We start from the raw sequence: 15,885 nt of genomic DNA, 5'->3' as shown, positions 1-15,885 counted from the left end.
CATGAAAAAGCCAGACATTTGTCTGGCTGATCTCGATCTTCTAAGGGGAGTTTAGACACTGATATCTGCTAAATTACCTTTTTGCTCTAACCAGTGCTTCCGGTCGGCAGAACGCTTCTTCGCCAGCAATTTATCCAGTAATCCAGCCGTTAAATGAGCATCGTCCAGATCCAGTTGCACCAGACGACGCGTATTCGGGTCCATGGTGGTTTCACGCAACTGACTGGCATTCATCTCGCCCAAACCTTTGAATCGGGTGATTTGCGGATTTTTATTGCCTTTGACTTTTTTCAAGATCGTCTCTAGCTCATCATCATCCAAGGCGTAATACACATCCTTCCCAATATCAATACGATACAGTGGTGGCATCGCCACAAACAGATGACCTTCCTCCACCAATGTCGGGAAATGTTTTACAAACAAGGCGCATAATAAGGTTGCGATATGCAGACCATCCGAGTCCGCATCGGCCAGAATACAGATTTTGCCATAACGTAATTCAGACAAATCGTCACTGCCCGGATCGACCCCGATCGCGATGGCAATATCATGCACTTCTTGCGAAGCCAAGACCTCATCGGAAGACACTTCCCAAGTATTCAGGATTTTTCCGCGAATCGGCATAATCGCCTGAAAATTCTTGTCGCGCGCCTGTTTGGCACTGCCACCTGCAGAATCCCCTTCGACAATAAACAGTTCACTGTCTTCACGGGTCAGGCCAACACAGTCAGCCAATTTTCCAGGCAAGGCTGGGCCTGCGACAATCTTTTTACGCTCGACTTTTTTTGCTGCTTTGAGACGGCGTCCCGCTTTGGCAATCGCCATTTCAGCCAGCTGGGTCGCAATCTCTGCATGCTGATTCAACCATAAAGCAAATGCATCTTTGGCAATGTTCAGCACAATATTAGAGGCTTCACGGCTGGATAAACGTTCTTTGGTTTGTCCTGAGAATTGCGGTTCCTGAAATTTCAGCGATAGAATAAAATTTACCCCATCCCAGACATCTTCCGCAGACAACTTCATATTACGCGGCAACAAATTGCGTAATTCACAGAACTCACGCAGCGCTTCGGTTACACCTGAACGTAAACCATTAACATGGGTACCGCCTTGCGCAGTGGGAATCAGGTTGACATAACTTTCCTGAATCTGTTCACCACCTTCTACGTTCCAGCAAATCGCAAACTCACAGGCTGCACGATCCGCTTGCCCATGACTGACAAAGGCCGGATCAGGCAGAATTTCACGATCTTGCAGTTCGTCCATCAAATAGTCGACCAGACCATTTTCAAACTGCCATTCAATTTTTTCTTTATTGATTTTATCGTCATAAATAATTTTTAAGCCCGCAGCTAAAACCGCTTTGGCTTTTAAATTATGTTTGAGGGCCTTCAAGGCAAATTTAGGGCTGTCAAAATATTTGGCTTCCGGCCAGAAACGAACGGTTGTTCCTGTGGCACGCTTTGCCACCTTGCCTTCCAAAACCGATAAAGGGGCAACCGGTTCACCCTGTTCAAAGGCCATTTGATACAGGTTACCTTGACGCTGTACCGCCACTTCAACACGGGTCGACAAGGCATTGACCACGGAAATACCGACACCGTGCAAACCACCTGAGAACTGATAGTTATCGGTACTGAATTTGCCGCCGGCATGTAACTTGGTCAGAATAATTTCGATACCGCTTTGCCCATATTCCGGATGGATATCGACTGGCATGCCACGCCCATTATCTTCAACTGACAATGAGCCATCTTCATAGACCGTGACACAAATCTGGTTGGCATGACCGGCAAGTGCTTCATCGACTGCATTATCAATCACCTCTTGCGCCAAATGGTTTGGACGTGAGGTATCGGTATACATGCCTGGTCGACGACGGACAGGATCTAAACCAGAAAGAACTTCAAGGGATTGGGCCGTGTATTGTGTCACTGGGTTGGACTTCCTTTTTGGAGGGCTGCCGATAAAAATTCGAGTACTAAAGGTAATTTTTCTTCAAAATCATCCATTGCATGATTACCACCAGCGTCAGTTAAAATCAATGAGGATGGATGAACTGCACTATAATAGCGTTGAGCCTGATGATAATCCAAGACTTCATCGCCTTGTTGCAACAGCACCAGAATTTTATCAGCATGCTTTAACTTCGTGTCAGCAATCGATTGTAATTGCTGCAATTGATCTGTATCAAGTGTCCATGATTCAGTGACTTTGAGCGGGATTTGTTCAATACCGAATAAATCTTGAAAGAGTTGCCATGGTTGCATAGCAGGATTGATCAGTACAGCAGGACAAGCATACTTTGCGACAAGGTATGTCGTATAGAAGCCTCCCAGACTACTTCCCACCAAAACCACTTTATCACGCGGTAAATTTTCGATAAGCTGAGAAAGCTGTGCAAGTACCTGATCAGGAGCACGATTTAAGTCAGGTAAATGTACCTGAACGTCATCGCGTCCTGCACAATATTGTTGCAGCTGTTGCCCTTTGATCGACATCGGACTGCTTCGAAAACCATGTAAATAAATAATTTGCATATGCACCAAAAAAGACAGCGGCTTGACTTAAAGTGAAATAAATCACATTATTTTGCTTAATTGTTATGCAAATAACAATATAACATGCAGATAAGCTCAACATTGTCAGACATAAAAAACCATACTGGACTCCGTTCATCAGTATTCTAAAAAAATTAGTTATGAAAGACATAAGATGTAAACGTTTGTTGTAGTTTACCTAAACAGTATCAAGTGAATCACTTCAAATCTTCGGTATATATCAAGGATGGGGAAAACAATATGCCAAGTTTAACACCGCTGCATGAAACCTACTGCAAGTGGGACCGTACGCCCCCGAGTCAGGCCGATGTTCTGGAGGGGTTGGCCCAGTTGGTCAGTACCAGCCTCAGCGGGGTACACGAATTGGTGCAACTGGTACAAACTGAGGTATTACGGACAACGCTCGGTTTAAGTGCACAAAAAGCCAAGAATTTACAAAAGCACCCGCAACTGCAAAAGTTCTACCAGTTTTCTTATGTGGCGCTGCAAAAATACGGCAGTCATTTCCTTGCCCCTAATTTACGCCGCATTATCGCCAAATTTCCGAGCCTGCATGATAAACCGCTGACACCGACCTTACATTTTGCAGTCGGCGCACTAAATGGCATCTTCGGCGATTTCTTTTTAAAGCAGCATAATCCCATGGCCTTGCCCATGGTGCTTTATGATCACTATGGTTCTTTACAGCAGGGTGAACTAACCGGCCGTGTGGTGATCCTGACGCATGGTTTATGCATGAATCATCTGACCTGGTCCAATCATCGTTATGGCGGGATTGGCGAGCGCCTACTGGCTCAACGTGATAACAACACCATGTTGTATCTGAACTACAATACAGGGCGCCGGATTTCCGCCAATGGCCGTAGTTTTGCCAATACGCTGGAAGATCTGGTCCAGCGTAATCCGCGTATTACCAGTATTGACCTGATTGGGCATAGCATGGGCGGTCTGGTTTCCCGCAGTGCCCTGTTTTATGGCAAGCAGAATCTGTATCAATGGGTGCATATGGTCGAGAACCTGGTCTGTATCGGTTCACCACATCATGGTGCCGTACTGGAGCGTTTTGGCTTTGTCTTACAGGATAAACTTGGTGCATTTCCATTTATCAGCCTGATTGGTCAATTGGTTAATGTGCGCAGTAACGGTATTCTGGATCTGCGTCACGGTAGCGTTCGTGATGATGATTGGGAACATAATGATGCACGTATCGGTTTTGCAGATGACAATCGTAAACCCGCACCACTTCCATCACATATCAATACTTTCCTGATTGCAGGAACTTTAGAATTTGAGAAGCTGCGTAATAAAGCACTCTCTGTGATTGGTGATTATCTGGTCAGTGTTAAAAGTGCTTTAGGCGAACATCCAAATCCACGTTTTCAACTTAAGCTACCCGATACGCATAAAGCAGTTTTCTACGGGCTGAACCATTTTGAAATCCAGTATCATTCGAGCGTAGCCGAGCAGATTACACGTTGGCTGTATCCTGATGCGAGAGAGAAAGTGGAAGCTGGCGTACAGACCCATATGATCAATGTACCGAACAATTATACCTTTGATGACTTAGAAGGGATTGTTGAGACCTAAATAGAAAAGCCCAGCTTTATCGCTGGGCTTTTTTAACTTTGAATTCGTTATTTAGTTTCTTTTTCAGCTGCCAAAACACCTGTAGTTTCGCAACCTAAAGTTGATGAAATACATTTTAGATTAACGTTCACAGTAATCTTAAATGGTGAAATTTTTCCATCTTTATAAGTTTTAATATTTGCAAGATACGTATACTGTCCTTTCTTAGCATCATATGTTACCTGATCACCCATGAGAAGATCTGTTTTCTCATTACCCTCATCACTATTAGAGAGTATTACGGGTATTTCAGTAAAATTATTATTTTTTATATTATATAAAAAAACAGAGACGCTGTTTCTTTTGAAAGGAACTTTAACATAATTAACAGTACTTAACTCTCTCGTTCTAAAAGCTAAAATATCTTTATCATGGTACAGTAAAGCTAAGTCAACATGAGACTGCAAAGGTACTGCCGTCCTTAGTACATCATATACATCCTTACCATTTAAGACTTGGATACCATATTTTTTTAACGTATATTTAATATCTTTCTTTGTTTTATTAATATCACCAAAATCTCTTAACATAATTTTCAAATCAGGCCTAATGGCAGAATACTTATTATATGCACCTATATACTCTACAGGTGATTTCACTTGGGCAGAATCTTGCAAATAATCATTCCATGAAGAACTTTCTTCTGCATAACAAATACTACTAGCAATCACCATACTTAAAAAACACAATTTATACATTGTTATAAAAACCTCAATTTACCAATAATAAAGCAGTGAAAATAATAAAAAAAGCACCACTGCTTTATTAAAAAAATTAATTTAAGATAACTTTATTACCATTGAAATATACATTCTGACTACTATCAATTTTAAATGATTTAACTTCACCTAACACCTTGGTTTTAAATAACCCATCTAAAAAATAGGATAAACATATATTTTCTTGTTCACTATCACCCTCACTATATTTCAAAACATACAAAATATTACTACCGGCTGAAGCATTTATATAAGTTGTATCAAACCCTCTTTCATTTACAAGAAATCGAAGTTCACTATTTTTATCATTATTTGATATTTCTTTTAAACTATCATTTGTAAGTTTATTTTCTTTACACTTCACTCCATTACACATAAATTTTTTCTTTTCAAATATAACTGGAAGATTAACATTTTCATATTTTATATTTTTTTGCTTTTGTACTTTTTTAAAAAAATCTTTATCATGTAAATTAAATGTATAACATTCATTCTCAACATTTATATTATTATCTTGAAGCGAAAATGTTGTACCTGATAAACAAACTTGATTATTATTTTGACTAAATTTAATACTAGAAGGCTCATTTGCGATCTCTTCTAACCTATCATTAACAAAATAACCAACAGATTGTTCTAATGGATATACTCTTTTCGTTGTCGGATCTAATACAACAAAGTATTTAACCTTTCTAGGTATACCTTCCCCAGTATCTCTTACCTTATCAATTACTAAAGCGACTTTATTTTGAGCAAAGTTTGCTTTTTGGTTCAGTGAATTATTATAAAGCTTTAGGTAGTTATCTGAACAAAAATCAATATAACCTTGCTCAAAATTACAATTTGAAATTTTTTCTTTTGTAACACCCCCAGTAGAGATGCTTCTCTTTTCACTATCATAATTTTGATTACTTTCTTTAGAGAATCCGCAACTTGATACTACTAAACCAATAGAAAATATCATTACTGTTTTCAAAAATTTCATTTCAAAATCTCTATTATTTCAAACCAATTACTATCATTTTTTATTTTAAAAGATATACCCCAACTCGAATGGGGTATATCACACTATTCTTATTTTAAATTTTTCTTTAATAGCTTTCCATTCTCATTTTTATAACTAATCACTCCAGAGTTATCAATTGAGTAATAATCACCTATTTTCTCTACCACTAGCTCAGGTTTTATTTTTATCAAATAAAATTCAGAACTAGTTCCTTCATCTGTTTCCATATACTTTTCAGCAATAGAGTAAAAGCTATCTTTCATTTTAGGAAGAAATCTAAAAGTATTTGCATTCAATGAATCTATTTTCGAATTATCAAATATATTCACAAAATCAGGAGATATTTTCTTCAACTCAGATAAAGAATATGCCCGATTATTAGACCTTTCAAGCTGCTCACATTTTTTCACTGGATTTTTCTCAGTACAGTTAGAGAAAAAATCAGACGATATTGGTGTTTTTATAAAAACCAAGTTATTATCATTATTTTTTTGACTCATATTTTCTATAACACTTACCTTTACAAAAGCATTATCAATAATTTTAAAGCATGCTTTTGAGTTTAAATAGGTATCTCTATAAGAATATAAATCCCCAGATATACACAACTCATCTTTTTCAGCAGAGTAATTAAAATCAGCTTTCGCCTTATTTACTTGATAATTCAAAGGGTAAACTTTATAATTTTTTTGATTTAAAACTGCCAACCTAAAATATTTACCATCATCAATTTTTATTACAGAATAATCTTTATTAAAATCTGGTTTCATTCCAATATTTTTTTCAAAAATTTTAATCTTATCCGTTTTACAGTAATAATTATCTACATCATTGTCAAAACCACAAGGCTCAACTTTAATACTTTGATTGTTTTCTTTAGAGAATCCGCAACTTGATACTACTAAACCAATAGAAAAAATCATTACTGTTTTTAAAAATTTCATTTCAAACTTCCTATTAGTTTAAACCAATTACTATCATTTTTTATTTCAAAAAGATATACCCCAACTCGAATGGGGTATATCACACCATTCTTATTTTAAATTTTTCTTTAATAGCTTTCCATTCTCATTTTTATAGCTAATCACTCCAGAGCTATCAATTGAGTAATAATTACCTATTTTCTCCACCACCAGCGCAGGTTTTATTTTTATTAGATAAAATTCAGAACTAGATTCTTCATCTGTATCTACATATTTTTCAGCTATAGAGTAAACTATATCATTACCTTTAGATATAAATCTAAAATTGTCTACATTGAGATCTTTTATCCTACTATCTGATAAAATTTTTCCTTCCAATGGAAGTTCATCTAAAATTTTCGTTGACTGATAAGAATAATCTTTTATGTTACTTATTTTTCTACATTCTTTTTCAGATTTATTTTCTCTACATTCTGAATAAAAATTTGATGATATAGGATATTTAATTACTTTAACATTCTCCTCTATTTTATTAAATTCTTTGGCAACTGACGAACTACTTGAGCAACCAATAACAGGAGTTAGCATTAATATAGCTAAATACATTTTTACAGGATTAAAAACTTTCATAAAATTACCTACTTATATTTGCACAACACAAATTATCAACAAAATAAATACACTTATTTAAGATTTCGATTATCTTTATAAAAACTAAAGACATCTATCAATATAATCTTTTTTATCTAAAACATTCATTGGAATTTGATTTTCATCATCATAAGTAACATTATATAATTTATTATTTTTTTTATCAATTTTAATCCATCCAAATGTCGCCCCATTATTTACCCCATTTTTACTTTTCACAAATATTTGTATGTAATCCTTTTCTGAAAAATCAAAAGTAACATCTTTCTTATTAATTTTTTTCATATCAAAATTTTTATAAATGATAGCCTTAAGATCATTATCACATTGAGAGTATTGATCTGAACTATTAATATTTATTTTTGCACTGCATCCGCTAGTTAATAAAATAGCAAATAAAAAACATATAAATTTCATCAGCAAACTATCCTTATCTATTAAAATGTTGATACAATCCTAACTTTAATTTTACTTAATTCATTTCTATAAACCTCTTGTTTGTCCTTTTCTTTTGAAAACCATCTAGCATAATTCCCATTGTATTTTTTAATGTACTCAGAAACATATGTCATACCAACCAAAACAGATGAGACACAAACAAATACTTTTTTCTTATTTTTTTCTTGAGCATTCCCTCCAGATCCACTCAAACCTTTATTTTCATATGCTGACCATGTTCCTGTAGGTGGCTCAATAAATAATGATGAATCCCAACCATAATAAGGCGCAGAACCATGTACTTCCATACCGGGGGTTCCGCCATATTTATATTGCTCTGAAGAAAAATGTCTAGTCTCTGCTCTATACATTCTTTCTACTATTTCTGCTATTTCTTTACCATATTTATCGTAAATAATTTTTAAAGCTTTTCTTGCATCATCTTCATCAAATAGTTTATTTTTCTTTTGTTCTAATTCGGCCAATTTATTTGAAACAGGAATAATACCACTACATGATAATAAATTCTGCAAATTGCTTTCCTTAATAATTTGAGAAAAATAACGACCATTTAAACCATCTTTAGTTTCAGAAAATAGATTATCAACTTTATAAATATCTATAAATTCTCGTACATCTAAATGCACCCATGTTGTTGCCCCATCAGATAATCGCTCTAAACCAAATTTATTTGTAGACCAGCCTAAACTAGTATTTAAATATTTACAAAACCATTCTGTTCTTACTTTATTCTCAAGTTCATTCATACTAACTACTTGATTATTTTTATTTTGAACTACGATATCTAAAGCACACCCCATATGATTAGTTGTTGCACGTCTTTTTTTCCAGTTATTATCAATACAACGATAACCTGATGATATTCCTGTAATTTTATAACCATTAGGATTAGCTATTTTTTTAAAATAAAATAGCATTGCTTTTAACCCCCATATGAGACTCTTATGCATACCTTTATATTCATGTGCAGGTCTTGTAACCTTTATATATCGCCCTGAACTTTTTTGATAACTCTCAAATTCAAAATTATCATTTCGCCCTTTTCCAAAACCCGAGCAAACCCCACAAGGACATTTCATTGAATCAAAGAAGGGAGCTATTCCATATTCATCTCTAAACTTATCTAAAGCAGCTAAAACAGAACCACAAATTTTCCCCGTCTCTGGTACCCCCATATAATCCCTTTGGAATTGCTTAATACATTTTGCAGTTAGTTCGGTAAACTCATCCGTAGGTAAAGCTCCACCAAAGCCAGCCAAACGAATATTTACTTCTCGAATAAGCTCACTCTTACCACTTGAAATACATTGTGGGTTAGTTTTACATAAATTTGGTGCATCTACTTTAGGTGTCCCGCCATCCTGACTGCGATCGTCAACTGTCAATATCTTGGAAGCAGCGTTTGTAGCTTCATTCAGCGTTTTTTTACCTTCTTCATAAAGCTCATTTACTTGATCTAGAATTTTACTGCCAAAATTTGCTCCAAAAATTCCTTCTTCCTGCTTTTTCTGAGGTGTTGTACTAGAAGGCTTTACAGGTGGAGTCTGTGATGGTTTTTGTTTAGTAGTAGCCGAAGGTTGTGTTCTCTGCTGAGTAGCTGGTTTAGACTTTTCTTGATGTGAATTATTTCCAGTAGCAGGAATATTTACTGGTAACTTAATAACTTGGCCAATATTAATCTTATTTGGATCATCTATTTTATTTAAACGTTCTAATGCGCGAACTGTCGTATGATTTTTTTGAGCTATTTCAAATAAAGTTTCACCCTTTTTTACAACATGGGTTTTTCTTTTATATTGTCCACTATTACCTTGATTTGTTAATGTTTTTAAATCCAACATTACCTTTGGGCTTGTAATTTTTACAAGCATGCGATCTCTAGACATTACAAAGCTTTGTACCTTGACCATCAAGCCATTGAACATACTTTTAATATAAACATCTAAAGCCGTGCCTTTATCTCGGCTAATTTCGACAATACAACCTGAAGAATTTGTCGCTCCAGCAGCAATAACTTGCCCAGTTCTCTGATTTTTTACTTCATATTGTGCTTTTGAGATTGGACTACCAAATAAGTCTAAGATTTGTATGGTAACTAATGATTTTTTATTCATTTCCAATCCCCACCTTGTACATTATTATCCGTTTCTGAATCATTCACATTTTGCTCGATCAAGAAATCATCCTCATCAAAACTGTCAATGACTAATCCCCATTCATCATTAGAGCCAACCAGAACTTGAACCTTTGTTGGATCTGGGGTACTAATTTTTCCTGTCCGTCCATGTTCATCTATTGATCCCGAAGTAAATGAGCCTGTTCCAGGAACAAAAGCTTTATAACTAAGCTGGCTAAAATCACTCTCCCAAAATAAATCGTAAATATCTAAACGATTACTAAAAGTTGGTGTGTTAGGTAATTCAGGAACTTCATATGAAACTTTAGCGCCGCTCTCAAACACATTTTGGCCACTTTTAACCTTAAAATAGCCTCCTGTACTAATGAATACACCATCGTTATCTATTTTGAGTTGTGAACCACCTGCTGTCAGGACAATCTCTTTCGGACTGGTGATTTCAATCTTATCCTCAGTAGAAATCAGTTTAATCACCTTTCTTGCAATCGCCTCTATTGCATCATCCTGCGCCTGCAACTCCAGCTTCCCTTTTGCTGCATAAGCTCTAAAACCCTTTTGTGCTGCAAACAGACTGATCTTGTCCTGTGCATGTCCGATAATATTCTTTTGTGCACTCAGGTTAATTGAACCACTGGCACTCTCGGCAATATCCTGAGAAGCCTGCAAAATAATATTTTCAGGTGTCGTTAATGCAATCCCATTCGGGGATGCCAACAACATCAGCGCCTGTCTGAAAATCTTGCCTTGTTCTTGCTGCTTGGTATCGGAACTGCTTTCCAAACCTTGGGTATAACCCTCCATAAAACCCTGTAATGAACTCAATGCTTTAGAAGGTGTAATATCTAACTTGCTCCCTTTACTAAAAGTCCCACAGGTACTCATCAGCTCAAAATCTTTAATATCGACATTGGCTAAAACCTTTCCGACCTCTTTAATACTCTCGAACGGATTCTGCTCTATCCGGTCTTTAATACTGGCAAGCTTGCCTTTCACAAGATCAGCGCCATGCTCTTCGACGTTTTCGATAAACTGTTTTAGATTTTCAACCGCATCTTTGGCATCACTAAAGAAGCTATTGAACTCTTCCACTGCGCCTTTGGCATCGCCCCCGAGTGCACCAATATCTTCAATAAAACCACCGCAATCCTTTAAGGCATGAATCGGGTCTTGACTCATTCCTTGTTTAAATAGATTTAAGGTGCTATCCAGTGCTTGTCCCGTGGATTTAAGCTCCAATGACTGAATAAACTTCGGTAAACGGTTAATCACATTCAGCGCATCAGTCTGCTGCTTTGCAGCCACTTCGCTGAGCATTTTCATGCTGTCATAGCCCTGCGACAGCAAGGATTGTGCTTGAGCCGCCTCCAGATGATCGGCGACCGCCTGTTCCTGGGCATAGGTACTAATCAGCATGCCTTTACCTGCCCGCACCGCACCCCAGGCATCCGTTCTGAGCTCAAAACCTTCCCCACGACCATCACTGGTTTCTTGTGTTTTGGGATGGCTTAAATTACCCAGATTCAGCTGGGATGCTGCATGGCTACTTTGTAGCTGGGTGCTGATCTGCCCGGTAGTATCATCAAAGCGCAACTGGTTAAAGCCACTGCCATTGACTTCCTGACTGCGGATCCCACTGAGTTTTTTGGTGTCAGGCAGTTGTCCCTTAACGTCAAACTTGGTCGGGGAGCGTTGTGCTTCATGGATACGTCCAGTCACGAAAGGACGGTCAATGTTGCCATCAAAAAAGTCGATGACCACCACTTCACCAATACGCGGCAAGAAGCGTGCTCCATAGCCTTCCCCCGCCCAAGGTGTGAGCACATCTACCCATGCGGAGTCGGTGTCATTGTCATTACTACCTGCTCCACCGTCATGGCCATGATCCTCACTGCGGGTAAACAGAAAACGAACCTTGATCCGTCCCCACTCATCCACATAGATGGTTTCTCCTTCAGGCCCGACCACTTTGGCACGTTGCGGATAGGCAACCGGACGATGCAACTCTGGATCATATTCAGGAATGATTTTGATCTGACGGCGAATCAAGGTCAGTTCATTGCCCTGACGCTCTGCCTCGTCATAGCCATGTTGATCCCAACGACTCTGGCTAAGCAGTTGACTGACCTGTTGCTGCAGATCTTTGGGTAAATTATTTTGATTATAAAAATGCTTGGCAATAATCAGGAACTCTTGATCGGCCCCTTCGTGTTGATCAATTTCAGGATGTTCCCTGAGATTAAACCAATACCCGACCTGACTATCGCGCACACTACTATACGCCTTAAAATATTTGGCCTGACTGGCATACATATCATTGAGTTGCTGATTCAGTTTTTCTAACTGACTACCACCTGAAGCCGTGGCTTGGTCTTCACCCTTTAAGTCCTGCATCCAGGCCGGGCTGATATGCCACGCCTGCTCCAGACTCAAGCTGGCGGAATCAAAGCTTTCAGAATGGTTATGGGTGGTGACCACTGAACCTGCGCCTTCTTCTTGAGCCAAGGCATCGGGTTGCCAGCGTTGCAGGTGTACCGCCGTCGGTTGCAAGCTTCGAACCGCCACAAAACCGGTAATGCTGTCCTGAAATTCTGTGGCGCTGCTACGGTGATAACGAATACTTCGTCGAGGCAAAGCCTGATACTCGCTATTGTCATCCATTAATCTGAGCTTTTGCGCTTTGAGCGGCGTACTTGAATGCGGGACAAACAGCTCGGCTTCATCAATCAGCCAGCTAATGCCTTCACTGCGCCACAAGCGAGTCAGAAAGGCATAATCAGATTCATTATGCCCCATCACAAATGGCCGAATATCATAATTCTGACTTAAACCATTCAGATCAAGGCTCAGACTTGCCGCAAAAAGTGCGCTTCTTTGCTGCCATTCCTTGAATAAAACTTCAGTAATCTCGACAACAGTTTTATTCATAAAAACACGGCTGTTACGGCGTTTATGCCATAAACTGGTCGCATCTTTAAGTGTCAGCTTATACAGGGTTAGTGCGCCATCACTTTGCCCGTAACTGGCTTCCGTTACGATTCCTGTGGTTCGGAACAGCTGTCCTGAATCGGTGACCTGATCCACTGCGACCTGAACCCCTATAAATTGTTTTAAAGGAATCTGGGCATTGGTCGACAGACAAATCAATTCGGCTTCCAGCCCGACATTGAGTTGATGCTGGCCTTGTATGCGCTGTAAAAAAACTTGATTATTCAGTAGATGATTAGAAAATTGTACGTGAATGGCACGTTTCTGTGCATTTAGCCCTATTTTTTCTAATACATTAAATATATTAAAAAGCATTTTTTATAATCAGATCGGAGGGGGAATCGGCTGAACTTTACAAAAAACAGACCTATCTGTCCATAAAAAAATCTTTTGGCCAACAAAATGGCACAAACTGTTGAGAAATGCAGAAAACAAAACCCGAAATATGTTGCCACATTTCAGGTTTTATCCAATAAGCAAACAAGGTCGTTATTATTTTGCTGTGCCGTTGTAGTTTCTAAACAGCTGCCATAGGCAGATCAATAAAATCAAACTGAAATAAAGCAAAGACCACACCGGTAATGATTGACCGAGAAAGGTCCAGTCCACCGCTGCACATTCGCCTGACCCGGACAATACTTCCTGCAATACGGTTTTCATTGGTAAGGCATCAATCAGATAATCCAGACCCGGGCCACAGCTCGGAACTTGATCAGGTGGCAAGCTTTGTAGCCACACATGGCGTGCCGCCACACCAACCGACCAGCCAATCGATAAGGTCGCCAGAAAAGCATAAAAACGTTTGAATCCACTTGAAACAGGGTTATGGATAAAGGCCACAAGTGCAATCAGCCCCATACCGATCAAGCCAAGGCGCTGGAAAATGCAAAGCGGACAAGGGTCCAGACCCTGCACATGTTCTAAATACAACGCAAATGAGATACCAATAATGCTCGTCAGTACCAACAACGCACTCACTAAGCGGTAATTCCAACGCATGGGAAATCCTCTAAAAATTAGGGTCTGTTGACCTGCTGATCAATCAACAGGCTAGCGGTATTGTGCAAGATATTGTTCAAAACTCATGTCGTTATCTTGTTCAAGTTGCGCCTGTTTTTGCAATGACGTTTCTGCCAGCTGCGCAAAGTACTGTTTGGTTTCCTCGCTGAGCGGGTGCTGGTCATAATGATCGACATGGTGCTGTGCCATCACACTGCCAAAGTTCCAGGTACCGCCATGTTGCAAGGTATCTGCAATCACATGCGCAGAAAGGGTCTCTTCAACATCATCTAAACGTTGCTGCATGATCTGGATCGCATCCTGATACAGCCGGGTTGCATCCATTTGATCTAATAAGGCTGCGCAGCCTTGAATAGCATTTAAATGACGTTGTGCCCAGTCTTTTAATGAAACCGAGCTGGCACCTTCTTCGATCTGTGCATCTGCTGCACGGCCACGATTCACGACTTCCAGTTGATTCCGGTCAATCTGTTCTTGCTCTTCCGCAAACAAATCTGGACTTTCATTTAATAAGCAATAAAGTGCCAAACTCTCCAGAAAACCGGCCGAAACTTCATCAATACCAATCGGGCTATACGGATTCACATCCACTGCACGCAATTCGACATAACCGACACCACGATTTTTCAATGCCTGCGAAGGGGTTTCACCGGCTTGAGGCACCTGTTTTGGGCGAACCAGACTATAATATTCGTTTTCGATCTGAAGCACATGATCATTGATCTGAATTGGCTCACCCTGTTCATCATTCAGGCCTAACTTGGTAAAATCCGAATAAGGGGTATGCACCGCTTTCTGCAAGCCATCCAGATAATCGTGCAGGTCATTGTAGTGAATGCCCAGTTCTTTCTGTGCCGAGTTTTGATACCCCAGACGTCCCATCCGCAAGGCAGTCGCTTCGGGTAAATACAAAGTCCCTTTCACCAAAGGCTGTAAATGATGCTGACGTCCTGTCAGGAAACAGCGGCATACGGAGGGACTTGCACCTAACATATACATGACCAGAGGAATTAAACGGATAAAATTCCGGATCAGGCCAAAATAGCGATGGCTACGATAATCTTGCAGGCTAAGCTGTTTTAATTGTGGATTTTGCTCATGCTGCTGTAAGGCAATAAATAACGAGTCAGGGAAAGATAAATTATAATGCACGCCGGAAATGGTCTGCATTCGGCGACCATAACGGACTCCCAGTCCACGGCGGTAAAGTGTTTTAAAACGGCCAATATTGGAAGAGCCATATTGCGCCAGTTTAATATTTTCTTCGTTATCATCCAGCATACACGGCATGGATAACGGCCACAGTCGTTCACCGGCTTCCAGTTGCTGGTGCACCACACTATGGATATCGCTTAATTCGTTTAAAGCTGCAGCAATGGTGGTTTGCGGCGTCGTAATAAACTCCATTAAGGCTTCTGAATAATCGGTAGTGATATGTGGATGTGTTAACGCTGAACCGAGTGCTGCTGGATGATTTTTTTGTGATAAAAATCCATTACTTTGCATCCGTAAGCTTTCACGCTCAATCCCACGTAACATCCCTTTTAATAGCGATGCCTCTACCCAAGTTGGTATTACAGAGGAAGTAAGTGTGCTGGGTTGATTCATATTATAGGCTCGCTTATTCAAGATCAGCCGACCACATCAAAGGTAGCGACTTCGTCGACCATACAGACATCATGACAATGCCAATCCCTTCGACTCAGCCAATTATAACGACAATTCTGATCTAGTCATCTAGACTCTGTTAACAATTGAAAAATGCTTGCGACAGAAATCCCTGTTTAGTCTGGCAATT

12 protein-coding genes are annotated in these 15,885 nt (G+C 39.2%); 1 reads left to right on the top strand and 11 read right to left on the bottom strand.

All coding sequences use genetic code 11. The features are described 5' to 3' along the window. Positions 1 to 51: 51 nt before the first annotated feature. Both parE and ACNQO6_RS09160 read right to left on the bottom strand, forming a co-directional pair. Positions 52 to 1,935, bottom strand: coding sequence for a DNA topoisomerase IV subunit B (gene parE / locus ACNQO6_RS09165; protein ID WP_009510201.1), 1,884 nt, complete (start codon positions 1,933 to 1,935; stop codon positions 52 to 54). Next, positions 1,932 to 2,540, bottom strand: coding sequence for a YqiA/YcfP family alpha/beta fold hydrolase (locus ACNQO6_RS09160; RefSeq protein WP_126687571.1), 609 nt, complete (start codon positions 2,538 to 2,540; stop codon positions 1,932 to 1,934). Before ACNQO6_RS09160 ends, parE begins: the two co-directional genes overlap by 4 nt. 261 nt (positions 2,541 to 2,801) lie before the next feature. Here ACNQO6_RS09160 and ACNQO6_RS09155 point away from each other — a divergent pair, with 261 nt between their 5' ends. Then, entirely contained in the window at positions 2,802 to 4,148 is a 1,347-nt protein-coding gene (locus tag ACNQO6_RS09155) for a PGAP1-like alpha/beta domain-containing protein (RefSeq protein ID WP_343579330.1), read from the top strand. A 47-nt stretch (positions 4,149 to 4,195) separates the two neighbouring features. On the opposite strand, the gene ACNQO6_RS09150 is transcribed toward ACNQO6_RS09155, so the two are convergent. From ACNQO6_RS09150 to gshA, 9 genes are all read right to left on the bottom strand, one after another. After that, positions 4,196 to 4,885, bottom strand: a complete 690-nt coding sequence (locus ACNQO6_RS09150) for a hypothetical protein (RefSeq protein ID WP_440208775.1) — start codon at positions 4,883 to 4,885, stop codon at positions 4,196 to 4,198. Positions 4,886 to 4,961: 76 nt separating this feature from the next. Then, the gene (locus tag ACNQO6_RS09145) at positions 4,962 to 5,891 is read right to left on the bottom strand and encodes a hypothetical protein (RefSeq protein WP_440208774.1); all 930 of its coding nucleotides are present in this window, start codon (positions 5,889 to 5,891) and stop codon (positions 4,962 to 4,964) included. An 89-nt stretch (positions 5,892 to 5,980) separates the two neighbouring features. After that, the gene (locus ACNQO6_RS09140) at positions 5,981 to 6,856 is read right to left on the bottom strand and encodes a hypothetical protein (protein WP_312050223.1); all 876 of its coding nucleotides are present in this window, start codon (positions 6,854 to 6,856) and stop codon (positions 5,981 to 5,983) included. Between the two features lie 90 nt (positions 6,857 to 6,946). Next, complete coding sequence (locus ACNQO6_RS09135) at positions 6,947 to 7,441, bottom strand: hypothetical protein (RefSeq protein WP_312050263.1); 495 nt, start codon at positions 7,439 to 7,441, stop codon at positions 6,947 to 6,949. A gap of 108 nt (positions 7,442 to 7,549) precedes the next feature. After that, on the bottom strand, positions 7,550 to 7,903 hold the full coding sequence (locus tag ACNQO6_RS09130; protein ID WP_199973420.1) for a hypothetical protein: 354 nt from the start codon (positions 7,901 to 7,903) through the stop codon (positions 7,550 to 7,552). Positions 7,904 to 7,923: 20 nt separating this feature from the next. Continuing rightward, positions 7,924 to 10,059, bottom strand: a complete 2,136-nt coding sequence (locus ACNQO6_RS09125) for a LysM peptidoglycan-binding domain-containing protein (RefSeq protein WP_227614424.1) — start codon at positions 10,057 to 10,059, stop codon at positions 7,924 to 7,926. Then, positions 10,056 to 13,382, bottom strand: coding sequence for a type VI secretion system Vgr family protein (locus ACNQO6_RS09120; RefSeq protein ID WP_440208773.1), 3,327 nt, complete (start codon positions 13,380 to 13,382; stop codon positions 10,056 to 10,058). Before ACNQO6_RS09120 ends, ACNQO6_RS09125 begins: the two co-directional genes overlap by 4 nt. 177 nt (positions 13,383 to 13,559) lie before the next feature. Beyond that, positions 13,560 to 14,066 carry a disulfide bond formation protein B gene (locus ACNQO6_RS09115; RefSeq protein WP_440208772.1) on the bottom strand — a complete coding sequence of 169 codons (507 nt, stop codon included), beginning with the start codon at positions 14,064 to 14,066 and terminating at the stop codon, positions 13,560 to 13,562. A 51-nt stretch (positions 14,067 to 14,117) separates the two neighbouring features. Then, entirely contained in the window at positions 14,118 to 15,695 is a 1,578-nt protein-coding gene (gene gshA / locus ACNQO6_RS09110) for a glutamate--cysteine ligase (RefSeq protein ID WP_440208771.1), read from the bottom strand. Positions 15,696 to 15,885: the final 190 nt, after the last annotated feature.

It is taken from the genome of Acinetobacter calcoaceticus (genome assembly GCF_051947995.1).
GTDB lineage: Bacteria > Pseudomonadota > Gammaproteobacteria > Pseudomonadales > Moraxellaceae > Acinetobacter.
The sequence above is the reverse complement of the archived record's forward strand: the minus strand, read 5'-3'. Positions and strand labels throughout refer to the sequence as shown.

What these genes read in the sequence shown, in the direction of transcription:
- ACNQO6_RS09120 (WP_440208773.1), bottom strand. Translation starts at nt 13,382, where the DNA reads ATGCTTTTTAATATATTTAATGTATTAGAAAAAATAGGGCTAAATGCA.
- gshA (WP_440208771.1), bottom strand. Translation starts at nt 15,695, where the DNA reads ATGAATCAACCCAGCACACTTACTTCCTCTGTAATACCAACTTGGGTA.
- ACNQO6_RS09150 (WP_440208775.1), bottom strand. Translation starts at nt 4,885, where the DNA reads ATGTATAAATTGTGTTTTTTAAGTATGGTGATTGCTAGTAGTATTTGT.
- ACNQO6_RS09155 (WP_343579330.1), top strand. Translation starts at nt 2,802, where the DNA reads ATGCCAAGTTTAACACCGCTGCATGAAACCTACTGCAAGTGGGACCGT.
- ACNQO6_RS09135 (WP_312050263.1), bottom strand. Translation starts at nt 7,441, where the DNA reads ATGTATTTAGCTATATTAATGCTAACTCCTGTTATTGGTTGCTCAAGT.
- ACNQO6_RS09115 (WP_440208772.1), bottom strand. Translation starts at nt 14,066, where the DNA reads ATGCGTTGGAATTACCGCTTAGTGAGTGCGTTGTTGGTACTGACGAGC.
- ACNQO6_RS09125 (WP_227614424.1), bottom strand. Translation starts at nt 10,059, where the DNA reads ATGAATAAAAAATCATTAGTTACCATACAAATCTTAGACTTATTTGGT.
- ACNQO6_RS09130 (WP_199973420.1), bottom strand. Translation starts at nt 7,903, where the DNA reads ATGAAATTTATATGTTTTTTATTTGCTATTTTATTAACTAGCGGATGC.
- ACNQO6_RS09145 (WP_440208774.1), bottom strand. Translation starts at nt 5,891, where the DNA reads ATGAAATTTTTGAAAACAGTAATGATATTTTCTATTGGTTTAGTAGTA.
- ACNQO6_RS09160 (WP_126687571.1), bottom strand. Translation starts at nt 2,540, where the DNA reads ATGCAAATTATTTATTTACATGGTTTTCGAAGCAGTCCGATGTCGATC.
- ACNQO6_RS09140 (WP_312050223.1), bottom strand. Translation starts at nt 6,856, where the DNA reads ATGAAATTTTTAAAAACAGTAATGATTTTTTCTATTGGTTTAGTAGTA.